Below are 17,640 nucleotides of genomic sequence, written 5' to 3' on the forward strand. Positions count from 1 at the left end.
GCCGCAGGGCGGGCTTTGTTTTTTAGGGCTTTGCAACCAATAGATGGGTAGCGAGTACCTTTGTAATGGCTGGAACCCGGCTTCTCGGGTTAGCGGGCTGGCTTGAATACTTTACCAATGTCTGACCACACTTTTTTGCCCGCCTGGCGGGAGCAGTCGCTGGGGCGACGCGTGTTTCTACGGGTTTCGGCCGCTTCGGCTGCCTCAGTGGCCCTGATTGCGGCGGGTTGCTCCACCACCACTGTTACTCCCACCCCCGCCGACCCCTACCAGCTGGCGCTGCCAACCGGCGACCCGGGCCTGCTGTACTTCGCCTACATGATGGCCCTGGCCCAGACCACCCTCTACCAGAAGGTGATGGATGCCCCACCCACCGACCTGACCGCCGCCGAACGCGCCGTTTTCGTCGACCTGCGCGACCATAAAGTAGTGCACCAGCAAACCATCCGCTACCTCATCGACCCCACGGGCATCAATCAGCTGCTGCCCACCGATTTTGCGTTCAGCCTCAGCAAGTTCACGCTGACCACCCGCGCCGGCGTACTGGCTGCCGCGCAACAGCTGGCCGACCTGGCCGCCGCGGCCTACCCCGTGCTGCTGACGTTGTTCACTACCAGCAGCATTCCGCAGCGCACCCTGCTTCTCAAGATGTCATCGGTACAGGCCCGCCACGCGGCGGCCGTACGCGACCTGCTCACGCCCGGCTCGTTTGCCAACAGCGACGTGGTGGACAGTGCCGGCCAGCTGCTCACCAAAACCCCTACCGAGGTGATAGCGGCCCTGGCCCCCTACTTCGCTCCTTACGTTATTTCCGTGGCCGGCCTGGCTGTTCCTGTATGAAGCTGATTTCCCTTCTCGACCAATTGGCCGCCACCCCAGCCACTGCCGCGCCGGCTCCCCGCCGCGCCCTGCTGGCCCAACTGGGCCGCGCCGCCGTGGCGGCACTGCCGCTGGGTGCCACGGCACTGTCTGTCGCCGCCGCGCCCACCGACACGTCCTACGATGCCGTAACGCAGCTGCTCCTGCTGGAGCGTACTCAGGTGGCGCTTTACACCCAGGGCCTGGCGGCCCCCGGCCTAATCCCTACGGCCCAGACCGCCGATTTCCAGCGCATGCTGGCCCACCAAACCCAGCATGCTGCCCTGCTGCTGAAAGCGCTGCAGGATGCCGGCGCGGTGGTGCCGGTCCTGCCCCGGTTCGATTTCAGCGGCCGGCACAGCGTAGCCACCAACCCGGAGCTGTTCCCGGCCGTGCTCACCAGCTACGATGCCTTTCTGGCCCTGGCCCAGCAGCTGGAAGACCTGGGCGTGCGCATTTACAAGAACTACATCTTCATTATCACCGACCCGCAGCTTCTCCGAGCATTCCTGCGCATTCACTCCGTTGAGGCCGAGCATTCGGCCCACATTCGGGGGCTGCGCAAGAGCCGGGGCGCAGTAGTGCAGCACTGGCCCAGCGAGGAAGATGCCGCCATTGTGCGGCCCACCGCCGCGCAGGGCCTGACCACGGCCGCTACCGGCGGCGAGGAAACGGGCGTTCAGTACCTGACGCCGGGGGTGCCGGTGCCGTTCGCTTCGTTCCTGCTCATCAGCACCAACACGGCTATTCACGACCCGGCGCTGGCTGAGGCTTTTGATGAGCCCGTAAGCAGCGCAGTAGCCCAGACGGCCCTCAACCTGTTCGTCTGAGCAGTAGTTGTAAGATTTCGGCTTTTTATTCGAAAAGAGTGGCCCTGGCTGCTCTTTTTGCGTATCGGGGCAGCTGATGTACCGCTTCAGGTGCCTCGGGGATTGTGAAAATATCGAGTATATATAGTAACTTTAATATCGCGCAGTCTGGCTTACCAATAAAACCGGCTGCTTATTTACCTGTTATTTCACCGTCCTTTTTCCTTCCGCTATGCTAGACTACATGAAAATGATTCTGACCAAAGTCAGCTTCAACAAGGCCCTATTTGAGAAAGAGTTGCGCAAGGCGCTCAATGTAATCCCCTCCATTGAGGTGCCTGATTTCCGCACCTGGTGCTACCGGCAGTTTGCCCGCATCTACCGGCGGGTGCTGAAGCGGGTATTTGGCGAGCTTAGCTTGGGCATGTAGCCCTGTGCGGTAAGCTTTAGCTTGCTGTTAGTCAGTTTTTCGTTGATTCGGCAAGCTAAAGCTTACCGCACATCTGTTACAAACTTGATGTTCCGTTTCAGGCCTTCGTAGCCCGTGCGCTTCACGGCCGACTGCCGGAACAGCTCCGTAAATAATTCGTGGGTGATTTCGCGCCAGTCGCCGGGCGTCAGGTCTTTGAGACCGGGCGCGGGGTTGAACTGGGGCTCGTTGTGCGGCTTCGAAAAGCGGTTCCACGGGCACACGTCCTGGCAGATGTCACAGCCGAATACCCAGTTGCCAAACTGCCCGGCCACTTCGGTCGGAATCTGGTCTTTGAGCTCGATGGTGAAGTAGCTGATGCACTTGCTGCCGTCCACCACGTAAGGCTCGGTGATGGCCTGGGTGGGGCAGGCGTCCACGCACTTGGTGCAGGTGCCGCAGTAGTCCCGGATGGGGCCATCGGCGGGCAGTTCTACGTCCACAATCAGCTCGGCGATGAAGTAGAACGAGCCGTGGCCGGGCGTTATCAGGTTCGCGTTTTTACCCACCCAGCCGAGGCCCGATTTCTTGGCCCAGGCCTTGTCCAGCACCGGCGCAGAATCGACGAAGCAGCGCCCGCCAATGGCCCCGATTTCGGCTTCCATGTCGCCCAGCAGCGTTTTCAGCTTGTCTTTGATGACGAAGTGGTAGTCGCGGCCGTAGGCGTACTTGCTGATTTTCAGGGTGTCATCAGGCTGCTGGGTTTCGGGCGCGGGGTAGTAGTTGAGCAGCAGCGAAATCACCGATTTGGCCCCGTCCACCAGTAGGCGCGGGTCTAGTCGCTTGTCGAAGTGGTTCTCCATGTAGCCCATCTTGCCATTCATGCGGCGCGTGAGCCAGGTTTCGAGGCGCGGGGCTTCTTCCTCCAGAAATTCGGCCTTTGAAATACCGCAGGCCATAAAGCCGAGCTCCGCCGCGCGGCGCTTTATGAACGGGGCCCATTGGGATTGGGGAAGCATGGGCAATGGGGCTAAAGGGGCTGCAAAGAAACAGAAAACGCGCCGCTGAGGGCGGCGCGTTCCGTTGAGTGTACCGTGGACTCTGCGAGTCCGCGCGTGGGTAGTTCGAGTATTGTTCATTCGCGGACTCGCAGAGTCCACGGTAGACTACGACGTTATCTCGTCGAACAGGCTGGTGCCGTTGTTGCCGCGCAGGTGGTTTGGCAACAGCCGCCCCAAGTGCTGGTACGCCGCCTCCGTGGCCTCACGGCCACGACTGGTACGCTTGATGTATCCTTCCTGAATCAGGAACGGCTCGTACACTTCCTCGATGGTTTCGCCTTCCTCGCCGCAAGCCGTGGCAATGGTGCTGATGCCCACCGGACCGCCCTTGAACTTGTCGATGATGGTGGTGAGAATGCGCTTGTCCATGTCGTCAAGGCCACGGGCATCCACGTCGAGGGCATTGAGGGCAAACTGCGCGATTTCGACCGTGATGGTGCCATCACCCTTGATTTGGGCGAAGTCGCGGGTACGGCGCAGCAGGTTGTTGGCAATGCGCGGGGTACCGCGCGAACGGCGGGCAATTTCAAAGGCCGCATCCTCGTGAATGGGCGTACCGAGAATTTCGGCAGAGCGCAGCACAATGGTAGTCAGCAGCTTCGAGTCGTAGTATTCGAGGCGGGCCGAGATGCCGAAGCGGGCCCGCAGCGGGGCCGTGAGCATGCCCGAGCGCGTGGTAGCGCCCACCAGGGTGAAGGGCGACAGCGAAATCTGCACCGAGCGGGCATTCGGGCCCGAATCGAGCATGATGTCGATGCGGTAGTCTTCCATCGCCGAGTACAGGTACTCCTCCACCACGGGGTTGAGGCGGTGGATTTCATCGATGAACAGCACGTCGTGCGGCTCCAGGTTGGTAAGCAGGCCGGCCAGGTCGCTGGGCTTGTCGAGCACCGGGCCGCTGGTCATCTTGATGCCCGAACCCAGTTCGTTGGCGATGATGTGCGAGAGGGTGGTTTTGCCCAGGCCGGGAGGGCCGTGCAGCAGGACGTGGTCGAGGGCATCGCCGCGCATTTTGGCGGCGGCCACGAAGACTTTCAGGTTCTCCAGAATCTTCTCCTGGCCCGTGAAATCATCGAAACTGAGCGGACGAAGGGCTTTATCGATGTCCTTGTCGGTGGCATCGAAGTGCTCGTTGTCGCCGGTGAGATAGGCTTCGCGCATAATGATATTGCTAAAATGATTGGTCGCTTTTTGCTAAGTTAATGAGTAACTTATTTGAGTGTAAAAAAGCTCCTTTGGCAAAGAATAAATAACGTCATGCCGAGCGCAGCCGAGGCATCTCGCGTGCAATAGTGACCCAATCGGTCAATGAAGCGAGCGAGATGCCTCGGCTGCGCTCGGCATGACGTGCTTCTTAACAAAAACCGCTACTACTCGTGCAGCAGCACTTCAATGTCCAGATGCAGCCAGTCGGTTTCCCAGGATTTGTGATTGAGACGCGCTGTAAGGTGCTTGCCGGCGTCGAGCAGGCGGGCCACGGTTTCGTTGCGGCCCTCGGGCAAGTAGCCGAGCCAGACGTTGGCGGGGTCGGTGGCGGGGGCGGTGTGCACCTGCACAGCCCAGTCGTCGTAGTGGTTGTCGGGCTCGCGGCTGAGCTGCAGGGCCTGCCCCACTTTGAGCTTGGGCTCGTACTTCTCCAAGTTGGGGCGGTGCGAGGTGCCGGCCACGAGGCATTCGAGCAGCACGAGGGGTTCGGTAGCAGGGACGACTTTCATCATGGGGCCAAATTACGGCATAGGCGGCGGGTTTTTACGGTCCCACCAATGGCGGTATTCTGCCGACAGCACATTAAAAGAGATTAACCAAGCGATTACACAGCCGGCTAACCAAGCTACACCACCGGCTAAGTAACCAAATATGCACAGGCCTCCATCGCAGCCGCCGTCACCCCTCCAGTTTATGCCCCTCACGAACAGCGTTACTATGCCACAAGCAAGCAACCAAAGCAACGTGCCACGCCAGCCCAGCGGGTAACATATTGCTCCAAGCACTACAGCAGCTAAGACAAGAATAAGAATTAATTCCAAGTAGAAGGTGCCGCTGGTTTGAGGTAAATAAAAGCCGGCCGCCTCAGATGAAGCGGCCGGCAATGTGACTAGTATCTAAGCAAACTTCGGCCAAAACCTACTTAAACGCCTGAATTCCAGTAATATCTGCACCCGTAATCAGCAGGTGAATATCGTGCGTGCCCTCGTAGGTAATCACTGACTCCAGGTTCATCATGTGGCGCATGATGGGATACTCGCCCGTGATGCCCATGCCGCCGTGAATCTGGCGGGCTTCGCGGGCGACGTGCAGGGCCATATCGACCGAGTTGCGCTTGGCCATCGAGATTTGGGCGCTGGTGGCTTTGCCTTCGTTTTTGAGCACGCCCAGGCGCCAGGCCATGAGTTGGGCCTTGGTGATTTCGGTAATCATCTCAGCCAGCTTCTTCTGCTGGAGCTGGAAGCCGCCGATGGGCTGGCCGAACTGCTCGCGCTGCAGCGAATACTTCAGGGCCGATTCGTAGCAGTCGATGGCCGCGCCGATGGCACCCCAGGCAATGCCGAAGCGAGCCGAATCGAGGCAGGACAGCGGGCCTTTGAGGCCGTCGATGTTGGGCAGAATGTTCTCCTTGGGGATTTTCACGTCCTCAAACACCAGTTCGCCGGTGGTGCTGGCGCGCAGGCTCCACTTGTTGTGGATTTCGGGGGTGCTGAAGCCTTCCATGCCGCGCTCCACGATGACGCCCTTGATGCGGCCCTGCTCGTTTTTGGCCCACACCACGGCCACCTGGCACTCGGGCGAGTTCGAAATCCAGAGCTTGGCGCCGTTCAGCAAGTAATGGTCGCCCATGTCCTTGATGTTGGTGGTCATGCCGCCGGGGTTCGAGCCGTGGTCGGGCTCGGTGAGGCCGAAGCAGCCCAGCCACTCGCCGCTGGCGAGCTTGGGCAGGTACTTGTTGCGCTGCTCCTCCGAGCCGTAGGCATAGATGGGGAACATCACCAGCGAGCCCTGCACCGAGGCGGTGGAGCGCATGCCGGAGTCGCCGCGCTCAATTTCCTGCATGATGAGGCCGTAGCTAATGTAGTCAAGGCCGCCGCCGCCGTACTCCTGCGGGATGGTGGGACCGAAAGCGCCCACGTCGCCGAACTTCTTCACGATTTCGCTCGGGAAGTGTGCGTCCTGCGCCCATTTCTCGATGTTGGGGCTGATTTCCTTCTTGACGAAATCGCGGATGGACTGGCGGATGAGCAGGTGCTCCTCGGTCAGCAGGCCGTCGAGGTCGAAATAATCGGTGAAGCCGTTGGCGTTGGTGCTGCCTTTCTGGGCGGTGTGGGCTTTGGCTTCGGGGGAGAGAACGTCGGCTTCGGAGGACATGGGCGGAGATTGGGAGTTGGAGGTGGGAATTTCAGCAAAGATAACAGGCCGGCCGCTGGGCGGTAGCGCCTGGGAGTAAGTACTAAAGCCGAATAATCGGCCGTCGGTTCGGCCACGGCCGGCAATTTCTCGTTTCTTTACCTCACTCCCACCCGGGTGAGCCGCCGCTCACGCCACCCGCTTTGTTCCTCCAACCCGCTCCTTATGCCCACTCCCCTACCCGCCGTTCATCATAAAAAGCTGAATCAGCTGGAAGCCACGGCCATTTGCGGCAACGATATTTCGTCGTCGTGCCTCTACGTATCGGCACTTTCCATCGGTTTTGCCGGGCAGTATGCCTGGATTGCCCTGCTCATTGTGGCGGGGCTGCTGTACCTGTTCCGCAAGATTTACGGCGAGGTAGTAGGAGCGCTGCCCCTCAACGGCGGCGCCTACAACGTGCTGCTAAACACCACCAGCAAGAGCAACGCCGCCATTGCGGCCTGCCTCACCATCCTGTCGTACATGGCCACGGCCGTGCTGAGCGCGGGCGAGGGCATGAACTACCTGTACCTGATTGCGCCCATTCCGCACCTGCCGGTGCTGTGGGCCACGGCCGGGCTGCTGGTGTTTTTCCTGCTGCTCACGTCGGCGGGCATGTCGGAATCAGCCATTGTCGCGGTGGTTATTTTCATCGCCCACCTCATCTCGCTCACGCTGCTGGTGCTGGCGGGCGGGTGGTTTGTGTGGCAGCACGGCCTCACCACGCTGCACCTCAACTATGCGCAGCCGGTGGTAGGCGGCAGTATACTGGTGGCGCTATTCCTGGGGTTTAGCGCGGCCATGCTGGGCATCTCGGGCTTCGAAAGCTCGGCCAACTTCGTGGAGGAGCAGGCCCCCGGCGTATTCCTCAAAACGCTGCGCAATATGTGGCTGGTGGTGAGCTTCTTCAACCCCGTGATTGCCCTGCTGGCGGTGGCCGTGGTGCCGCTGGCCACGGTGGGCGAACATCAGGAAACGCTGCTTTCTTATCTGGGCGAGCAAACCGGCGGTCCCTGGCTGGCCACGGTTATTTCCATCGATGCCGTGACGGTGCTTTCCGGAGCCGTGCTCACGAGCTTCGTGGGCGTGAGCGGCCTGATAAAGCGCATGGCGCTGGACCGCATCTGGCCGCAGTTTTTTCTCAAGGAAAACAGCCGGGGGGCCAACTACATCATCCTGACCATCTTTTTTGCGCTGTGCGTGTCCATTCTGGCCATTACGCAGGGCGAGCTCGAAACGCTGGCGGGCGTGTACACCATCTCGTTTCTGGCGGTGATGGCCTTTTTCGCCATCGGCAATTTCCTACTGAAGGTGAAGCGCGGCAAGCTGCCGCGGCCGGTGTACGCAGGCGTATTCAGTGTTTTTCTGGCGCTGGTGGGCGTGCTGGCCGGCTTGTACGGCAATATCTCGAAGAATCCGGCCTATTTGGTGGTGTTCCTGCAATACTTCATCCCGTCGGCCCTCATCGTGTATGCCATGCTGGAGCGCATCGCCATTCTCAACCTGGTGCTGGCCGGGGCCACGTCGTTCTATGAAGGGTTTCGACGGGCGGCTATCAGCAGCCAGGTCACCATCCGACGCCTGGTGCATGACCTTAACAAGCAGGAGTTTGTGTATTTCACGAAGGGCGACAACGTGGCCAACCTCAACAAGGTGATGACCTACGTGGAGGAAAATGAATTCACCAACCGCCTCAAAATTGTGATGCTGTTGAGGGACGACCAGGCCGTGCCCGAGGGCCTGCTCACCGACCTGAACGTGCTGGACCGCGCCTACCCCAACATTCACATGGAGTTTGTGACGCGCATCGGCACCTTCGGCCCGGAGCTGATTGACGAGTTGTCGCAGGAATGGAGCATCCCCAAAAACTTCATGTTCATCGGCTCGCCCGGCGACAAATTCCCCTACCAGATTTCGGAGTTGGGCGGCGTGCGCCTTATCATCTGACCACTGATTTTTCGGATTTTAGCGGATTTCACGGATTTTGTGGACGATTTTGTTCGGTCGGCGTGAATCAAAAAAGGCTTGCCATTTGGCAAGCCTTTTTCCTTTTTTAATCGACTACAAAATCCGTGAAATCCGCTAAAATCCGAAAAATCAGTGGTCAGAATTTCAGCCCTACCGAAGCCAGATAGTTGCGCGTAGCCTGCGGGTAGAACCAGTTGAAGGTTCTCTGCTGAGCACCGTCACCTTGGTAGGTATAGGTGTAGCCGTTGGCCACGTACTCGCGGTTGAGCAGGTTATTCACGAGCAGACCCAGCTCAATTTCCTTCATGAAACGGGGGTGCAGGGCGTAGCGCAGGCGGAAATCGAGCGTCTGGTAGGGGTTGATGCTGCGGTAGTCGTTCTGCGAGTTGTCGAGGTACTGGCGGCTCACGGTTTTGAGGAGTAGGGCCACGCGCAGGCCCTTCAGCGGCTGGCCTTCCAGCGTGTGGGCCGATACGACGCCCGGAGAATACGAGATGGTGGACGTACGCGCTTCGGCGGCATTGGTGGTGACGACGTAGGTTACCGTGTCGTAGCTATAGGAAACATCCCGGTAGTTCAGGATGCGGTTCTGGCTCAGGGTGAGGGTACTGCTGAGGCTGATTTTGTCGTTGAGCGACAGGAAGGCCGACAATTCCACGCCGCGCCGGTAGCTGCGGGCCACGTTGGTGCGCAGGGCCGTGCCCACGTCGTTGAGCTGGCCGGTGGCTACCAGCTGGTTGCGGTAGTTCATATAGAAGCCATTGGCTTCAAGGCGTAGCGCCCCATTGGGGCCCAGAAAAGGCAGGTCGGTGCGGGTGAGGCGGTAGCCGCCTTCAAAATCTTCGAGGCGCTCGGCCTGGGCCGACTGGTCGCCCACGGGCCGGTCGGTGAAGTCGGAGCGCACGGGCTCGCGCTGGCCCACCGCGAAGCTGCCGTAAAGCTGCTGCCCCTGGCCCAGGCTGAGGGTAGCACCGGCCTTGGGGTTGAAAAAGGTGTACTTAGCACGGGTGGTCACATCCTGCTTTTTAGGCTCCAGGCCGTCGATGCGGTAGTCGATGTGGCGCACCTGCACGTCGCCGTAAATGCCCAGGATGGGCAGCACCTGCCAGGTGGCGCGGGCGTAGGCGTTGTAGTCGGTTTTCACGGCGTTGTTGAAATAGTAGCGCTGGCCGAGCTGGCCGTTGGAGGCATACTGCGCCCAGATGATTTCGCCGTAGTGGTCGCCGTCGTAGCGATTCCAGGCCCCGCCGAGGGTGGCTTGCAGCTTGCCGTCGGTGGGCTGGTAGTTCAGGGCCATCGTGCCGCCGTAGAAGTTGTTATCGAGCCACTTGCGGTCCACCAAATCGGTGCGCTTGATGGTCGTGCTGCCCAGCACCACGTTGTTCAGGCCGTAATCAGCCAGCTTTTTGTTGGTCCGGTAGCTTTCGTAGTAGCCAAAGCCGCGCGTGAGGTGTAGCGCGCCCGCCAGGTTCCAGCGCTGGCCCAGGCCCTGCGAAAGGTGCAGCTGGTAGTGGTTCTGCTGGTAGTTGTCGGTCTGGTTGCCGTAGGTGTAGGAGCTGTAGCGGCGGCCTTCCTGGAGCACGCGGGCGGCATCGGCCTCCGTGAGCTCGCCGTTGTTGATGAACGTCTGGAGCCGGGCGCGGTCGCCGGAGAGGGCCGGCTCGGGCACGCCGTTCCAGGCCTGGTAGGTTTTTTCGCGGCCTGAGAAGGTGATGAATTTCAGCAGCGTGTTCTTGGCCTGATAGCCGGCGGCGAAGTAGTAAGACTTCAAATCGGAAGCCGCCCGGTTCATATACCCATCGGAGGCAATGCGCGACAGCCGCCCATCGACGGTGAAATGGCCGTTAATGAGCCCTGTGCCAAACGACACGTTGTTTTTCCAGGTCTGGTAAGAGCCGTAGGTGTTCTGGGTTTCGGCGTAGGCCTCGCGGCGGTTGTCGAGGGTGCTCACGTTGATGCTGGCCCCAAAGGCCGCGCCGCCGTTCTGACTGGTGCCCACCCCGCGCTGAATTTGCAGCGAGTTGATGGACGAAGCCAAATCCGGCAGGTTAATCAAGAACGCGCCGTGCGATTCCGGGTCGTTCAGCGGCACCCCGTTGATGGTGGTGTTGATGCCCGTATTGCTCGTACCCCGGATGCGGATATCGGTGTAGCCCACACCGGCTCCGGCATCGGAATTCACCACCACGGAGGGCGTCTGGTTGAGCAGATAGGGCAGGTCCTGGCCGAAATTCTGTTTGGCGAGGTCCTGCTTGCTGAGGTTGGTGTAGGCGGTGGCAGTGCGGTCGTTGGCGCGGCTGGCCGTCACGAGGGCTTCGGGGGTGACCACTGCAAAAGCAGCTAAAACGACATCGCCCAGTTTCTGGGGTTCAGCCGAGCCCTTTATAGTCACGGAGCTCGACGCAAAATCGTCCCGTATCACCCGCAGCTCGTGAGTGCCCGGAGGCACTACGGCGATTGCAAACCCTCCGGTGGCACCCGTGGTGCCAACGACATTGCCATCCAGCAGAATGGTCGCGTTAGCAACCGGATTAGTTTCGCTGATGTGGAGCACATCGGCCAAAACGGTGCCGGACACGGGGCCTTGTGCCCACGCCGGCGCGGCGACCAGCACGCACAGTGCCGCCCCCGCAAGGAGTACAGTTTTCAAAAAGATGGGATGAAAAGTGGAACGTGCCGTCGCCCCAGGGGTCGGAGCGGCCGCAGAATCGTCCGTGGATAGTTTATTCCCTTCGCCGGCATTACCCGGTTCAGGTTCGATGGGTATCATCTCAGCCGATGTTGTACCCAACATCAGCACCCCTAAACATGCCGCAAAGATACGGCCCGTCGTGCCAGGCCATATCTTTTTTTATTATTCGTTGGTTAAGCGAGTGGCGGTTTGCTGACTGTCAGTTAATTTAGGGACGTCGGCCGGCGGAACGTCGGGCCGAGGGCCTACGTTATAAGCTCCGCACCGCTTTAGCCGCTTTCGTTATGTTCAGCTTAATCTACGCCGTTGCTTTTTGCGCCTTCTTCCTGTTTGTGCTGGTGCTGCCGCGCCGCCGCCGCGTAGTGCCGCCTCCACCGCCCCACGACGGCGACGACGACGGCGGCGAACCCCACGACCCCGGCCTGCCCGACCTGGACCTGCCGCCCGGCATTTCGCGCCCCATCAACGACTGGGAGCCGGACTATAACCGCCGCCGGGTGGAAGTGTAGCCGCTGAAAGCCGCCCCCTCCCGCATCCCCATCATTCACCGCGAGCCCCCGCCGGCCGCCGACACCCCACTAGGGTGCGGCGGCCGGCGGGGGCTCGCGGCGTATCGGCTTCTGGTTTACCTGCAATTGCGAACCATAATTTCGAAAATATAGAAAGTGCCCAGGCGAGCTATTTTCGGGCATTTTATTATTTTGTTTAATCAAATACCCAAACATATTAAACAATTATATTGCAAATATCTTACATTAGAACCGTGCATATCGCACAATCCTCACCCTTACCCTTTTTCCCATGCAAAACCTGTTTCTGGATATCATGCGCATTCCCGTGGACGACCCGGTGGCATTCACGTTTTTTACGGGATATATGGCAATGGCTGCGGCGGCCGTGTTTTTCCTATTTGAGCGCAGTACCGTGGCCGATAAGTGGAAAACATCTTTGCTGATTTCGGGACTGATTACCGGCATCGCGGCGGTGCACTATTACTACATGCGCGATTACTACGTGAGTACCCACGAGACGCCCGTGGCCCTGCGCTACATCGACTGGACGCTGACCGTGCCGCTGATGGTGGTTGAATTTTACCTGCTGGTGCGAGCCGCCGGGGCCAAGGTGTCGCTGCTCTACAAGCTGATTGTGGCGGCAGTCGTGATGCTCGTGTTCGGCTACATCGGCGAAGCTTTCACCGATGGCTCTATGGGGCACTCGGTGCTGTGGGGCTCGCTCTCGACACTGGGCTACCTCTACATTCTGTACTCGGCCTGGATGGGCGAAGTGGCGAAGCTGGCGGCAGCTTCCAACTCGGTAGCCGTGCAGAAGGGCGTGCGCGCCCTGGCCTGGTTCGTGCTCGTAGGCTGGGCCATTTACCCAATTGGCTACATGGCTATGCCCGGCGGCTGGCTCGGGCCCGATGGGGCCGGCCTGCTCCGCCCCCACGACCTCGACCTGCTGTATAACATTGCCGATGCCATCAACAAAATCGGCTTTGGCTTGGTTGTGTACGGCATTGCCCGCAGCGAGTCGGCCGTGAAAGTGGCTCCGGCTAACGCGGTTTCGGTCGTCTAGCTTTGAGGGGGGCAGCCCAGTGGCGGCACCCTTTTCCGGCTCGGTGGCGAGCAGAATTGCCCGCCATTCACCCCCCGGCCTACAGGCTGAATTGCACGGCCTCGGCCGTGCAGTTCAGCCTGTAGTGCTTTTTTCCTCTTTCACTTATGACTAACTCGCTTGGCGCATTGGCTTCTGACTGGTCTCAGCGGCGCTATTCCTACGCGGCCGTGCTGGTGCTGGTGGGGCTGGGCGCGGCCTTTCCGGGCCGGGCCGGGCTGCTGCTGGGGCTGCCGCTGGCCGTGGGCATGGTAGTGCTGGGCGTGGCGCACGGCGCCTGCGACCAGTTTGTGGTGCCGGCCAGCCACCCGGGGAGCACGGCCGACGGCTGGCGCTACTGGCTGCGGTTTTTGGCCGGCTACCTGGGCCTGGCGGCGGCGGTGGGCCTGCTGTGGTGGCGCTGGCCGGCGGCCACGGTGGCTGGCTTCTTGTTGCTCACGGTGTGGCACTGGGGCTCGGCCGATGCCCCGGCCGGGCCATTGGTACCGGCCGGCTGGTGGCTGGCGCATAGCCTGCTGCGGGGCCTGCTGCTATTTGCCGTGCCCGCCTGGCAGTGGCCCACCGAAACGGCCGGCATCGTGAACGGGCTGCTCCGGTTTGTGGGCACGGGCACGATGGGACCCGGCACGTTTACGGCCGGGGCGGCCGGCCTGGCGGTGGTGGTAGCGGTGGGGCATGTGGTGCTGTGGGCGCGGTATGCCGCCCGGCAGCAGTGGCCGCTGCTGGCGGCCGAGCTGGGCGAAGTCCTTATCCTGGCGGTGCTGTTTGTGGCCTTGCCGCCCAAGCTGTCGGTGGGCGTATATTTCGTGTTCTGGCACAGCCTGCAGCACGTGCTGCGCCTCACGGGCTGGCTTGGCTATGCCGGGCCGGGCCAGCAGCTGGGAACCAGCCGGGGCAATTTGCTGGCGCGGCTGGCATTTTTTCTGCGGCGGGCGGCTCCGCTGCTGCTCATTAGCTGCGTGGCGCTGCTGGTGCTGGGCCGCCTGCTGGCCGCCCACCTGCCCGACGAAACCGCCTGGTTCAGTCTGGCCCTGGTGGTGGCCTCCATCGTGACGCTGCCCCACGCCCTGCTCGTGACGCTGGTGATGGATGCCCCGCAGTGGCGGCCAGCTGCGCGGTGAGGAAAAGCCGCGTAGCGGTGGCATGTTTGTAGCAATACCGGATAAAAGAACAAAGCCGCGTAGCGATGACAGATTTCCCAGTATTTCTGTCACTGCTACGCGGCTTTACTTCCTCAAATCAACTTTTGCCTACAAACCTACCGCCGGCTACGCGGCTAGTCCGCAATCTGGGCTAAGCAGTCAAACGGGTGCACCACTGCTCCTAGCCCACCTCAATGGTGTAGGCGGCCGTGAAAACCTGCCCGGGCTCCAGGGTCAGGATGCCTTCTTTCTCGCTGAGCTCGCCGGGCTTGCCGGCGGCGCTGGCGATGCCGTGCCAGGGCTCGACACACACGAAACTGGCCCCCGGGCCTTTGGTCCAGAGGCCTAGGTAGGGAAAGCCATCGAACTGAAAGCGTACGAAATGGGCCGACTTGCGCGAACGCAGCGTGAGACCGGAGAAATCGTAGTGCTTGAAAACCAGCGCATCGTCGGCAAACAGGCGGTAGGTGAGCGGTAGCTGGCGCGCCTGGGTGAGCACGGGGGCCGTTAGGCCTGTGAGCAGGCCACCGGCCAGCAGGTGGCGCTCCAGGGTCACGGGATGGTCGAACTCGAAGTAGTAATCCTCGAACTTTTCGTCCGGGCTGAGGGGGCAGCGCACGGCCGGGTGCGCCCCGATGCTGAAAAGCAATGGCGCATCGGTGGCGGGGTTGCGCACGTCCCAGCGCACGGTGAGCTCGGCATCGCGCAGGGTGTAGGTGATGGTGAGCTCGAAGGCGAAGGGAAATATGGCGCGGGTGGTTTCGTCGTGCTGGAGGCGGAACACCAGCTCGGTGGCCGTGTGGCGCAGTACGGCAAACTCCTGGTCGCGGGCGAAACCGTGCTGCGGCAGCTTGTAGTCGCGGCCCTCGTAGGAGTAGGCATCGTTGGGCAGGCGGCCCACCAGCGGGAATAGCACGGGCGCATGCCGGGCCCACACGGCGGGGTCGGCGGGCCAGATGTATTCGAGGTCGTCGGCGGTGGTGCGCAGGCTGGTGAGCTCGGCCCCACGGGCGGCAAACGTGGCCTGGCAGGCGGGCGTATTGAGGGTGTAGTGGGTGGTGCGGTACGACATGCGGGGTTCTTCTAAAACGTGAGCCGAGGGCTGCGCGGCCGTGCGCAGCAACTCATCAACCAGAAAGCGGGCCTGGGCGAAGCGGCGCTCGCCGGAACCGGAAATTTCGGCAAAGTTGGCCATGCGCTCGCTTAGCTCGCGCCGGTACAGGTCGTAGAAATGCTGGCGCAGGTGCGGATGCTCGCGCAGGGGGTCGGGCTCCCAGGGCAGGTCTACGCCCATGAGCAGGGCCAGGTCGTACTGCTGCTCGTCGATGGTGCGCAGAATCCATTCGGGACAGGAGCCGAAGGAATGTTCGGCCCATATCTTTATCACCAGCAGGTCGCTATCGCAGAACACCAGGTTGTTGTGGGCGCGGGTGGCGGCTTCGGCTTCGGCCGCGAGCTGGCCGCGGGCTATTTCCTCCAGGTCTTCGGGCGTATAGTGCGGGCCGGACTGGGCCAGGTATTCGCGGGCAAACTCGGGGGCAAAAGAGGTGCCGTAGTGCGCTGCCAACTGGGCAGCTAAGGTCGATTTGCCCGTGGATTCCGGGCCGGTGAGGGAAACGCGCAGCAACTTACAGGGGGTGGAAAACGGATGCAGGAAAAAGAGAGGGAAGCAATGGCAACCATACGCCGGAAGCCATTATCTGGGTGGATAATGGGGGTGCCTCCCGGCATAACAAATCAACGTAACAATAGTCTGCCGCTGTTTAGCCGGCAACGGGTGCGGGCAATGCGGCTACGGGCCGGGCCAGCTCGCGCCGCCACTGCCAGTAGCCGTAGGCAGCCAGCCCCAGGTAGAGGGCGTAGAGTATGCTGGTGGGGTACAGGTCTTTGTACCAGAGCACGGGCACGTAAATCAGGTCGACCAGTATCCAAATCAGCCAGTTTTCGAGGCGCTTGCGAGTGAGCAGGTACTGGGCCACGATGCTGCCGGCAGTGGTGAAGCTGTCGAGGTGGGGCAGCGAGGCATCGGTGTTATAATGAAGGTAGTAGCCAAAGCCCAGCGTGAAGGCCACCACGAACACCGCGCCCAGCAGCCACTCGCGGCGGGTGGCGTGCGTCACGCCCAGCTCGGTGGCATTGCGCCCGCCATACAGCCACTCGTACCAGCCGTAGAGGCTCAGCACGATGAACAGGACCTGGAGGTAGCAGTCGGAATAGAGCCGCGCCCGGTAATAGACAAAAACGTAGAGCAGGCAGCTGATAATGGCCACCGGGAAGTTCCAGATGGACTCGCGCGCGGCCAGCCACACGCAGGCAAACCCCGTAACCACGGCCACCAGCTCCAGCGGGGTGGTGGCGTGCCAGTACTGCACAAAAGAGGTCGGAATATCGAGCAACAAAAGAGCAAACACGCGGGCAGGTCCTGATAGGAAGCTGCAAGGTAGGGCGCGGCGGGCCTATTTTTGTCGTTCAACTCCCCGCATTATGCAAAACAGCCCCCTCGAAATCAGCCCCGAAGACCTGCACCGCCGCCTGCAGGCCGGCGACGACATTCAGCTCATCGACGTGCGCGAGGAAATGGAGTTCGAGTACTGCCACCTGCCCGGCAGCCTGCTGCTGCCCCTGGACGAGCTGCCGCGCCGCGCCGCCGAAATCCGCACCGAAGGGCCGGTGGTGGTTATTTGCCACCAGGGCGTGCGCTCGGCCCACGCCCTGGGCTACCTGCGCCAGCGCCTGGGCCGCACCAACGTCATCAACCTGCGCGGCGGCGTCGATGCCTGGGCCTTGCGAGTCGACCCGGCGTTTCCCACGTACTAGGCCGAGCCGCGGCCGCCACTTGCCGGGGTTTGTTGTTATACTGCCAACCGCCGCCGCCCCTCATGCCTGATTTTCCGCTGCCCACCAGCCCCGCGCCTTCTCCCCACGCCCCTACCCTCTCGGACCGCCTGGCCCTGCGCGAGCGGCCCATGGGCAAGCCCCTGCTGCGCCAGCAGTGGAGCGACCTTCTGTTTCTGCACTGGCCCGTGCCGGCCGAGCTGCTGCAGCCGCACCTGCCGCCTCGCCTCAAAATTGATACCCACGACGGCATGGCCTGGCTGGCCATCGTGCCGTTTGAGATGAGCAAAGTGCGCACCCGCTTCACCCCGCCGGTGCCCGGCACGCACCAGTTTCTGGAGCTGAACGTACGGACTTACGTGCATCTGGATGGGGTGCCGGGCGTGTGGTTTTTCTCGCTCGATGCCACCAATGCGCTGGCTGTGTGGGTGGCGCGCATGTTTTTCAACCTGCCCTACCTGCGCGCCACCATGCGCATGGAAAGCCCCAGCGCCGATTTGCGGCAGTTCACGGCCCTGCGTACTCACGGCGGGGCCCCGCCCGCCAGCTTCCGCGCCACCTGGAAAATAGGGGCCCCGCTGCCGCCCGCCGAGCCCGGCTCGCTGGCATTTTTCCTCACCGAGCGGTATGCGCTCTACACCAGCAACAAGGCCCAAACCAAGCTCTACCGGGGCCGGATAGCGCACACGCAGTGGCCGCTCCACACGGCCCAGGTCCTGCACCTGGAGTCGACCCTGATTGAGGGCCACGGCCTGCCCACGCCGGCCGGCCCGCCGGTAGTGCACGCCGGTGGCCCCGTGCAGGTGGAGCTGTGGCCCATGCAGCGGGTGTAATTTTGGGCAGTGAATAAGCCATTCGTCCTGCCACCCCT

16 protein-coding genes and 1 riboswitch are annotated in these 17,640 nt (G+C 61.5%); of the genes, 9 read left to right on the forward strand and 7 right to left on the reverse strand.

The annotated features are described in order from the left end of the window. Positions 1-117 precede the first annotated feature (117 nt). The 3 genes from HBN54_RS06900 (at position 118) to HBN54_RS06910 (ending at position 2,097) form a co-directional block, all read left to right on the forward strand. Positions 118-840, forward strand: coding sequence for a ferritin-like domain-containing protein (locus tag HBN54_RS06900; protein WP_168672447.1), 723 nt, complete (start codon positions 118-120; stop codon positions 838-840). Beyond that, a complete protein-coding gene (locus HBN54_RS06905) occupies positions 837-1,688 on the forward strand; it encodes a ferritin-like domain-containing protein (protein ID WP_168672448.1) in 852 nt (283 codons plus the stop codon). Before HBN54_RS06900 ends, HBN54_RS06905 begins: the two co-directional genes overlap by 4 nt. A 211-nt stretch (positions 1,689-1,899) precedes the next feature. Further along, positions 1,900-2,097 (forward strand): hypothetical protein, encoded by a 198-nt coding sequence (locus HBN54_RS06910; RefSeq protein WP_168672450.1) that lies wholly within the window; start codon positions 1,900-1,902, stop codon positions 2,095-2,097. A gap of 62 nt (positions 2,098-2,159) precedes the next feature. Here HBN54_RS06910 and queG read toward each other — a convergent pair whose 3' ends face one another. From queG to HBN54_RS06930, 4 genes are all read right to left on the reverse strand, one after another. Continuing rightward, complete coding sequence (gene queG / locus HBN54_RS06915) at positions 2,160-3,095, reverse strand: tRNA epoxyqueuosine(34) reductase QueG (RefSeq protein ID WP_168672452.1); 936 nt, start codon at positions 3,093-3,095, stop codon at positions 2,160-2,162. Positions 3,096-3,242: 147 nt separating this feature from the next. After that, a complete protein-coding gene (gene ruvB, locus HBN54_RS06920) occupies positions 3,243-4,298 on the reverse strand; it encodes a Holliday junction branch migration DNA helicase RuvB (protein ID WP_168672453.1) in 1,056 nt (351 codons plus the stop codon). Between the two features lie 209 nt (positions 4,299-4,507). Next, positions 4,508-4,855, reverse strand: a complete 348-nt coding sequence (locus tag HBN54_RS06925; RefSeq protein ID WP_168672455.1) for an HIRAN domain-containing protein — start codon at positions 4,853-4,855, stop codon at positions 4,508-4,510. 406 nt (positions 4,856-5,261) lie between these two features. Continuing rightward, the gene (locus HBN54_RS06930) at positions 5,262-6,497 is read right to left on the reverse strand and encodes an acyl-CoA dehydrogenase family protein (RefSeq protein ID WP_168672457.1); all 1,236 of its coding nucleotides are present in this window, start codon (positions 6,495-6,497) and stop codon (positions 5,262-5,264) included. A gap of 204 nt (positions 6,498-6,701) precedes the next feature. Between HBN54_RS06930 and HBN54_RS06935 the strand changes: the two genes are divergently transcribed. Further along, a complete protein-coding gene (locus HBN54_RS06935) occupies positions 6,702-8,465 on the forward strand; it encodes an APC family permease (RefSeq protein WP_168672458.1) in 1,764 nt (587 codons plus the stop codon). Between the two features lie 157 nt (positions 8,466-8,622). Here HBN54_RS06935 and HBN54_RS06940 read toward each other — a convergent pair whose 3' ends face one another. Continuing rightward, on the reverse strand, positions 8,623-11,136 hold the full coding sequence (locus tag HBN54_RS06940; protein WP_168672459.1) for a TonB-dependent receptor: 2,514 nt from the start codon (positions 11,134-11,136) through the stop codon (positions 8,623-8,625). A gap of 60 nt (positions 11,137-11,196) precedes the next feature. Next, positions 11,197-11,300: riboswitch (TPP riboswitch) on the reverse strand. Positions 11,301-11,462: 162 nt separating this feature from the next. Between HBN54_RS06940 and HBN54_RS06945 the strand changes: the two genes are divergently transcribed. The 3 genes from HBN54_RS06945 to HBN54_RS06955 all read left to right on the forward strand — a co-directional run bounded on the left by HBN54_RS06945 (position 11,463) and on the right by HBN54_RS06955 (position 13,913). Beyond that, the gene (locus HBN54_RS06945) at positions 11,463-11,687 is read left to right on the forward strand and encodes a hypothetical protein (RefSeq protein ID WP_168672306.1); all 225 of its coding nucleotides are present in this window, start codon (positions 11,463-11,465) and stop codon (positions 11,685-11,687) included. 292 nt (positions 11,688-11,979) lie between these two features. Then, positions 11,980-12,753, forward strand: coding sequence for a bacteriorhodopsin (locus HBN54_RS06950; protein WP_168672460.1), 774 nt, complete (start codon positions 11,980-11,982; stop codon positions 12,751-12,753). A gap of 146 nt (positions 12,754-12,899) precedes the next feature. Next, entirely contained in the window at positions 12,900-13,913 is a 1,014-nt protein-coding gene (locus HBN54_RS06955; protein ID WP_168672461.1) for a Brp/Blh family beta-carotene 15,15'-dioxygenase, read from the forward strand. 202 nt (positions 13,914-14,115) lie between these two features. On the opposite strand, the gene HBN54_RS06960 is transcribed toward HBN54_RS06955, so the two are convergent. Both HBN54_RS06960 and pnuC read right to left on the reverse strand, forming a co-directional pair. Then, positions 14,116-15,561 (reverse strand): aldose epimerase family protein, encoded by a 1,446-nt coding sequence (locus HBN54_RS06960; protein ID WP_168672462.1) that lies wholly within the window; start codon positions 15,559-15,561, stop codon positions 14,116-14,118. A gap of 136 nt (positions 15,562-15,697) precedes the next feature. Beyond that, positions 15,698-16,345 carry a nicotinamide riboside transporter PnuC gene (pnuC, locus tag HBN54_RS06965; RefSeq protein ID WP_168672463.1) on the reverse strand — a complete coding sequence of 216 codons (648 nt, stop codon included), beginning with the start codon at positions 16,343-16,345 and terminating at the stop codon, positions 15,698-15,700. Positions 16,346-16,418: 73 nt separating this feature from the next. Here pnuC and HBN54_RS06970 point away from each other — a divergent pair, with 73 nt between their 5' ends. Together HBN54_RS06970 and HBN54_RS06975 are read left to right on the forward strand one after the other, a co-directional pair. Further along, positions 16,419-16,751, forward strand: a complete 333-nt coding sequence (locus HBN54_RS06970) for a rhodanese-like domain-containing protein (protein ID WP_168672464.1) — start codon at positions 16,419-16,421, stop codon at positions 16,749-16,751. A 62-nt stretch (positions 16,752-16,813) separates the two neighbouring features. Beyond that, complete coding sequence (locus HBN54_RS06975; RefSeq protein ID WP_168672465.1) at positions 16,814-17,602, forward strand: YqjF family protein; 789 nt, start codon at positions 16,814-16,816, stop codon at positions 17,600-17,602. Positions 17,603-17,640: the final 38 nt, after the last annotated feature.

Origin of the sequence: Hymenobacter artigasi (assembly GCF_012275535.1) — a bacterium.
GTDB classification, from domain to species: Bacteria; Bacteroidota; Bacteroidia; order Cytophagales; family Hymenobacteraceae; genus Hymenobacter; species Hymenobacter artigasi.